Below are 7548 nucleotides of genomic sequence, written 5' to 3' on the forward strand. Positions count from 1 at the left end.
GTGCTTGAGGGCGTAGCGGGCCAGGGACTGGTGGGAAGGGAAAGGCCCTTCCATCAGGTCCTGGAGTGAGGCCTCCGTCTCGCGGTAGGTGAGGCGGAAGAAGGCGCGGTAAAGAAGGATAGCCAGGTAAAGGGCGTGGCTGTAGCGCCAGGGGCGGCCCCGCTTGCCTTTGGGGGTGGGAGGGGCCACCTCCCGGGCCAGGCGCAGGCAGTGTTCCAGGACCTCCTTGGGGCTTGCCTCCCGGCGAACGAAGCCGCGCTTGCCCATCAGGAGGGAGATATACACCCGTCCTCCTGACCTTTGCAAGGCAAGCCCAGGGGGGTGTGTGGAGCAAGGGGGCGCCGGTCAGACGCCAGGCTACCTTGGGGAACGGGGTCAGGTTGGTGCGGAAGGTCCTGCGGGGAGGACCCTTCTTGACCCCCCTTGGGCCAACGTGTATAATCCGAGGAACAACGTGCATTTCTTTGCTTACACCAAACCCCCGAAGCCACAAGGAGCCCGAAGATGACCTGGAAGGAAGCTTACCCGGATATCCCCCTAGGGCGGGACGCCTGCGGCATCATCGCCATGGCGGAGAAGAGCGGCAAGCCCTCTCACCGGATCGTGCGGCGCACCCTGGAAAGCCTCTACCGGATGGCCCACCGAGCCGGGGCCATCCGCGGCGAGGGGGACGGAACCGGGATCCAAACCGATATTCCCCGGGAGCTTTGGGCCCACTTTTTGGAGCGGGCGGGGCTGGACCCCAAGCTGGCCTTTAACCCTCGCTTCTTCGTGGGGCACTTTTTCCTGCCCAAGGGCGAGGAGGGGCGGATAGAGGAGTTCTTCGCCCTGCTGGGGCGGGAGGGGCAGCGGCTGGGGGTGCGTCCCCTTCACCACCGGCGGGGAGAGGTGGTGAGCGAGGTGCTGGGGCCCGTGGGGCGGCGCACGGAGCCCATCTTCCTCCAGGTGGCGGGGCTCTCCCCGGACGGGGACGCCCCCCTGTGGGAGCTGGGCCTGAGGCTCGAGGCCAGCTTCCCCGTGCACGTGGTCTCCCTTTCCACCCACAGCGTGGTCTACAAGGTGCGGGGGGCGGCGGAGCTCCTCAAGCGCTACTACCCTGAGCTCTCCCGCCCCGAGTTCAAGAGCACCATCGCCCTGGGGCACAACCGCTACTCCACCAACACCCTCTCCACCTTTGAGCAGGTCCAGCCCTTCGGCCTCCTGGGCCACAACGGTGAGATCAACACCATAGAGCGCCTGCGGCGGGAGATGGACTACCTGGGCATCCCCCGCACCGGGGGCTCGGACTCCCAGGACCTGAACCGCATGCTGGAGGGGCTCATCTACCGCTACGGCCTTTCCCTCCCCGAGGCCATGGACCTGGTCTTCCCCCCCGTTTTGGGGGAGATCAAGGGCCTGCCGGAGGCCCTTCAGGACCTTTACCTGGCCCTGCGCCAGCGCTTCGGGCCCTTGGCCCAGGGGCCTGCCGCCATCGTGAGCCGCCACGGGGACGAGGCCGTCTTCGCCACGGACGCCATGGGCCTGAGGCCCCTCTGGCAGTTTGAAACCCCTTACGAGCTCGTCTTCTCCTCCGAGCGCGGCGTTTTCGGCGCCGAGGAGTTCGTCTCCGAGCCCAAGCCCTTGGCCCCCGGGGAGAAGGTCTACCTGCGCCTCACCCCGGAAGGCCCCAGGCTCTTGCCCTTTGACCGGCACCAGCGCCTGGTGCTGGAGCGGGTGGCCGCCCGCACCCCGGTGGAAGGGTACCGGGTGCACCTGGGAGGCCCCTTGCGGCAGGGGCCGCCCCCCGTGGCCGGGGGAAGCGGGACGGAGGTGGAGGAGAAGCCCGCCCCGCCCCCCCTGGGCCTGGAGCGGGCCTTCGGCTGGGACCGCTGGGACCAGGCCTACCTCGAGACCCTGGCCAAGACGGGGAACGAGCCCATCGGCTCTTTGGGCTACGACGGCCCTCTGGCCGCCTTGAACCCGGAAAAGCCCAACCTCGCGGAGTTCTTCAAGGAGACGGTGGCCGTGGTGACCAACCCCGCCATTGACCGGGAGCGGGAGGTGGAGCACTTCTCCACCCGCGTCCTCCTCGGCCGCCGCCCCTTGCCCCACGGCCGGGGAGGGGGAAGGGTGGAGGAACTCCTCCTCCCCGTCGTCCTCGAGGAGGACCAGGCCCTGGCAGAGGCCTTCGGCACCCTGACCCTTTCCGAGGTGCGGGCCCGCTTCAAGACCAAGACCCTCGTCCCCCAGTTCGCCGTGGAGGAGGGGCTTTTGGCCGGGCTCAAGCGCCTGGAGGAGGAGGCGGTGCGGGCGGTGGAGGAAGGGGCCGAGGTCCTCATCCTCTCCGACCGGGAGGCCTTCCACGGCGGGGTTTGGATTGACGTGGGCTTGGCGGTGGCCGCGGTGAACCGGGCCCTAATGAAGCGGGACGCCGAGGGGGTGGCCTTAAGGCGGCGCACCTCGCTCCTCGTCCACTCCGGGGGCGTGCGGAACCTCCACGACGTGGCCTTCCTCCTGGGCCTCGGCGCCGAGGCCGTGGCCCCTTGGCTCATGGAGGAGAAGGCCCGGGCCCTGGAGGGGAGGAAGGGGGTGGCGGGGGTCCTCGAGGCCCTGAAGAAGGGCCTGGAGAAGGTCATCTCCACCATGGGCATCCACGAGCTCCGGGGCTACGGTAAGGTCTTCAGCGCCATCGGCCTTAAGCCCGAGCTCGCCGAGTACTTCGGCACCCGCAACTTCCTGGGCTCGGAGAAGGCGGGCTATGGCTTTTTGGAGTTGGAGCGGACCCTTCTGGAGCGGGAGGGCTTCCTCCGGGCGGAAAAGGTCATGCCCGCCAAGGACTTCCGCTTCAACCCCAGGATCTACAAGGCGGCCCAGGAGGTGGCCACCGGCCAGGCCCCCTACGCCCACTTCCAGGAGAAGGTGCGCGCCCTGGAGCGGGAAAACCCGGTGGCCGCCAGGCAGCTATTGGAGGTGCGCTTCCCCGAAAGGAGCGAGGTGGCCCCGGAGGAGGTGGACCTCTCCGTAGGGGCCCACTCCCTGCCCTTCGTGATCAGCGCCATGAGCTTCGGCTCCCAAGGGGAGGCCTCCTTCCGCGCCTACGTGGAGGCGGCCAAGCGCCTCAACATGCTCTGCGTCAACGGGGAGGGCGGGGAGATCCCCGACATGCTGGGCAAGTACACCCCCTGGCGGGGCCAGCAGGTGGCCTCGGGCCGCTTCGGGGTCCACGCCTACATGCTGAACTCGGCGAGCGTCATTGAGATCAAGATCGGCCAGGGGGCGAAGCCCGGGGAGGGGGGGCACCTCCCCGGCAAGAAGGTCTCCCCCAAGGTGGCCGCCGCCCGGAACGCTGTCCCCGGGGTGGACCTCATCAGCCCCTCCAACAACCACGACCTCTACTCCATTGAGGACCTGGCCCAGCTCATTGAGGAGCTGAAGACCGTGAACCCCAAGGCCCTGGTCTCGGTCAAGGTGCCGGTGATCCCCGGCATCGGCACCATCGCCGTGGGCATCGCCAAGGCGGGGGCGGACGTCATCACCCTCTCGGGGTTTGAGGGGGGGACGGGGGCGGCCAGGCTCCACGCCCTGAAGTACGCGGGGCTTCCCGTGGAGATCGGGGTGCGCCGGGCCCACCGCGCCCTGGTGCGGGCGGGGCTCAGGGACAAGGTGGAGATCTGGGCGGACGGGGGACTGAAGACGGCCTACGACGTGCTGCGCATGGTCCTCCTGGGGGCGGACCGGGTGGGCATGGCCACCATGGCCATGGTGGCCATCGGCTGCACCATCTGCCGCGGCTGCCAGCTGGACACCTGCCACGTGGGCATCACCACCCAGATTGAGACGGTGGAGGAGGCCCTGGCCCACGGCCTCAAGCGCTTCGTCCCCCAGGACCTGGAGCGGGCGGTGGAGCAGCTCACCCGTTTCTTTGAGGCCAAGGGGGAGGCCCTGAGGGAGCTCGTGGCCGCTCTCGGGGCCCGCTCCTTGCGGGAGCTTCGCGGCCGCTCGGACCTCCTCTACCAGCGGGACCACCTGGAGGAGCTGGACCTCGGCTACTTCTTCCAGCCCGTGGAGGAGCCCGAGTGGCTTAAGGACACCTCGGCCCACGTCCTCAGGAAGCCCCTGAACCAGCTCACCCGCACCATCACCGAGGTGGTCATGGCGGCCTACCAGGAGGGGAGCAAGCGCCTCGTCTTCCAGGAGGGCCCCGTGGACTCCACCGACCGGGCGCTTGGGGCCCACCTCGCCGGGGAGATCGCCAGGCGGCGCCTCTACGGCAAGGGGTTTGACGCCGAGGTGGAGCTCCGCTTTGACGCGGGGAGCGTGGCCGGGAACGGCCTTGCCGCCTTCAACGTGGAAGGGGTCAAGGTGGTGGTGGAAGGCGGGGCTCAGGACGGGGTGGCCAAGAGCGCCTTCGGCGGCACCGTGGCCGTCCTAAAGGGCCGGAACCCCTATGGGGCCTACGTGGACGGCTCCGTGGGCAAGAGCTTCGCCTACGGGGCCATCGGGGGCCTCCTCATCGTGGAGGGGGTGGCGGACAGCCGCTTCTGCATCCGGCTTTCCGGGGCCGACGTGATCCTGGGCGGGGAGCCCGAGCGCCCTTTGCGGGACGATCTCGGCAACCTCGCCGCCCGGGCCCAGGCCAAGGGCTTCGCCTTTGAGTACATGACGCGGGGGCGGGCCCTGGTCCTCGGGGACCCCGGGCCCTGGATCTGCTCGGGCATGACCGGGGGGCGGGTCTACCTGCGCCACTGGCCGGAGATGGGCCTCACGGAGGAGGCCATGAAGCGCCGCCTGGCCAAGGGGGCCAAGGTGGCGGTGAAGCCCCTGGACGCTAGGGGCGTGGAGGACGTGCGGGAGCTCCTTTCCGCCTACATCCGGGTGCTCCGGGAGGCCAAGCGGGAGGAGAAGGCGAAGCGGCTGGAAGCCCTCCTGGAGAACCCGGCGGAGCACTTCCGCATGGTGGAGCCTGTGAACCAGCAGGTGGACCAGGGGGTGAGCACGGAGTAATACCACCCCATGCTGGCTTGCGCCAGCATGGGGGCCCCAAAAGAGCCTTCGCAAAGCCCTATCTTCAGCGTCCCATGTGGCAAAATCAAGGTGCGGGCGCTTAGCTGGGCGAAGGAAACAGCAGGGTGGGGCTTCTGGGGTCCTCACACGAGCTTTTCCTCTACCGCCCAGCGTACCAGCTCGGCCCGGCTTCTTAGGCCGAGCTTTTCCGCTGCCCGTTCCCGGTAGGTGGCCACGGTCTTTTCCGAGATGCCCATGGCCTCGGCGATCTCCTTGTAGGAAAGGCCCTGGGCCAGATAGCGGACCACCATGAGCTCGCGCTCCGTGAGGACCTCTGGCCCCGGCTTGCGGACGGTCTGGGCCTGGATCATGCGGTAAAGGAGGTTCTGCGGCAGGTAGTGCTCTCCCCGGGCCACGGCCAGCACGGCGTCCTCCAGTTCCCGCTCAATGGCGTCCTTGGGCAGGTAGCCGGATCCCCCGGCCTGGAGGAAGCGTTCCGCATACTCCGGCTCCGCATACATAGATAGGGCCAGGAGCTGGGCTTCGGGGTAAAGGGCCTTCAGCCTTTCCGCCACCTGGATTCCGTCCATGTCGGGTAGGGCGATGTCCAGGATCACCACCTGGGGCCTGGCCTGGGGGATCTTCAGCAAGGCCTCCTGGCCCGTTTCCGCTTCGCCCACGATCTCCACCTTTCCTTGCAAAAGGTAGCGAATCCCGGCCCGCACCACGGGGTGGTCGTCCACCAGGAAAACCCGGATCATGTTTTCACCTCCTTTAAGGGAATGCGGGCGTAGAGGGTGGTGCCAAGCCCCGGGAGGCTTTCCACCTGGAACCGTCCTCCTAGAAGTTCTATCCTCTCCCGCATGCCCAGGATCCCCAAGCCGGGCTGGGCCTCCGGGGGGAAGCCTTGGCCGTCGTCCTCCACCACCAGGTTGATCTCCCCCTCTTCTTGTTGAAGGACAACGGAAACCTGCTTGGCCTTGGCGTGGCGGGCCACGTTGGTGAGGGCTTCTTGTACCACACGGTAGAGGGCGGTCTCGTGGGTTTCCGGTAGGCGGCCCTTCAGGCGGCAAAGGGGGTTGACCCGGATCCCCGTTCTTTCCTGGAACTCCTCGGCCATGCGTTTTAAAGCGGCCTCGAGGCCCAGGGTGTCCAAGGCGGAGGGGCGCAGGGAGCGGGAGAGGTGGCGCACGTCCTGGATGGCGCTCCGCACCAGTTCCTGCAGGGCGGGCACCGCCTCCACCCGCCCTTCCTTCACCGCTTTTAGCCCTAGGTCAATGCCCGTCAGGATCTGGCCGATCTGGTCGTGGAGGTCGCGGGCGAGGCGGGCCCTTTCCGCCTCCTGGGCCTGGATCAGGGCCTTGAGGAGCTGGGAGCGTTCCTGGGCCCTTTCCTTTAACGCTTGGGTGTACCGGGCCCGGTGCAGGCCAGCCTCGATGGGGGCTTTGATGGCCTCCAAGAAGGCCTGGGGTGCCTCGGTGTCCAGAAGGAGGCGGGCTTCGGTGAGTTCCAGGGTGTGGTAGGTGGTCTTTGGTTCGCCCCTTTTCAAGGGGCACACCTCCTCGTCCCGGTAGGGGCAGAGAACCTTCCCCACCCGCACCTCGCCCAGCCACGCCTCCCCGCAGCGGAAGAGCCCGCTTCGGGCCAGGGCCTCCAGGGCGTTTTGCAGCACGCCTTCTGGGGTTTCCGCCCGGTTCACGGCCTCCGCCACCTGGTTCAGGGTGGAAAGCTCCTGTTCCCGCCGCTTCACCCTCTCTCGGTAGGCCACCAGCGCCTGGTGGAGGACCCTCAGTTCCCCACCGGGATCGGGGAGGGGCCTTTCCCGTCCCTCCTGCCAAGCCCGCACACCTTGGACCAGGGCCTCGAGGGGCTTGAGGAACTGGTCCGCCGCGCGGCTCACGAGGAGGAAGGCCAAAGCGGTCACCCCCAAGGCCCACCAGGCGCCTAGGACCAAAAGGTGGGCCAGCTTCTGCCGGAGGGGGGTTTCGGGAAAGGCCAGGGCCAAGGCGCCCACGGAGCCGTCCCCGATGGGGCTGCGGTAGAGCCTATAGACTTCCCCTTGGAAGCGGAAGCGCCCTATTAGGGTCTTTAGGTTCAGGGGAAACCCGCCCGGGAAGGTGTGCACCAGCACCTCTCCCTTGGGGTCCAGGACAAATCCCAGCACGCCTTCACCCTCCAGGGACTCCAGCTGGCGGAAAACGGCATAGAGGTCGTTGAGCAAGAGATGCTCTTCCAGCTGCCGGGCCAGGTAGAGGGTCTGGGCTTTGCCCTGGGCCTCGAGGCTGGCCTCCAAGCCTGTTTTCACCAGGAAAAAAGCGGTTCCCCCAAGCCCTAGCCCCAGGAAGAGCATGCCCAGGGCAAAGGTCGCCAGCAGGCGCGCGCGGAAGCTCCCCTTCATGACTAGAACTCCAACAGGAAGCGGCGATACGCGGCGTCGCTGGTGGGAGCAAAGCCCGCTATGCCCGCTTCCAGCCGACATTCCGCACCCCTCGTTCCTTGGCCTTAGGATTTTGGGATGGAAACCCCACCCGACCTACAGGTGTACGACCTGGGCCACCTGGGCCT

The 7548-nt window shown here is 67.7% G+C and carries 4 protein-coding genes; 1 reads left to right on the forward strand and 3 read right to left on the reverse strand.

The genetic code is table 11. The features are described from left to right. The coding region (locus BLP62_RS13865) for a transposase (RefSeq protein ID WP_244880389.1) at positions 1 to 285 on the reverse strand (285 nt) is incomplete at its 3' end. 219 nt (positions 286 to 504) lie between these two features. Between BLP62_RS13865 and BLP62_RS12750 the strand changes: the two genes are divergently transcribed. Continuing rightward, positions 505 to 4983, forward strand: coding sequence for a glutamate synthase-related protein (locus BLP62_RS12750; RefSeq protein ID WP_093008674.1), 4479 nt, complete (start codon positions 505 to 507; stop codon positions 4981 to 4983). 143 nt (positions 4984 to 5126) lie between these two features. On the opposite strand, the gene BLP62_RS12755 is transcribed toward BLP62_RS12750, so the two are convergent. Together BLP62_RS12755 and BLP62_RS12760 are read right to left on the reverse strand one after the other, a co-directional pair. After that, positions 5127 to 5744, reverse strand: coding sequence for a response regulator transcription factor (locus BLP62_RS12755; RefSeq protein ID WP_093008675.1), 618 nt, complete (start codon positions 5742 to 5744; stop codon positions 5127 to 5129). Beyond that, positions 5741 to 7333, reverse strand: coding sequence for a sensor histidine kinase (locus tag BLP62_RS12760; RefSeq protein WP_143004373.1), 1593 nt, complete (start codon positions 7331 to 7333; stop codon positions 5741 to 5743). The genes BLP62_RS12755 and BLP62_RS12760 overlap by 4 nt, the downstream gene beginning before the upstream one ends. Between the last annotated feature and the right edge of the window lie 215 nt (positions 7334 to 7548).

The sequence above is a fragment of the Thermus arciformis genome (assembly GCF_900102145.1).
Classification (GTDB): domain Bacteria; phylum Deinococcota; class Deinococci; order Deinococcales; family Thermaceae; genus Thermus; species Thermus arciformis.

Bases quoted from the DNA above. Each gene is read 5' to 3' on its own strand.
- BLP62_RS12750 (WP_093008674.1), top strand. From the start codon at position 505: ATGACCTGGAAGGAAGCTTACCCGGATATCCCCCTAGGGCGGGACGCC.
- BLP62_RS12760 (WP_143004373.1), bottom strand. From the start codon at position 7,333: ATGCTCTTCCTGGGGCTAGGGCTTGGGGGAACCGCTTTTTTCCTGGTG.
- BLP62_RS12755 (WP_093008675.1), bottom strand. From the start codon at position 5,744: ATGATCCGGGTTTTCCTGGTGGACGACCACCCCGTGGTGCGGGCCGGG.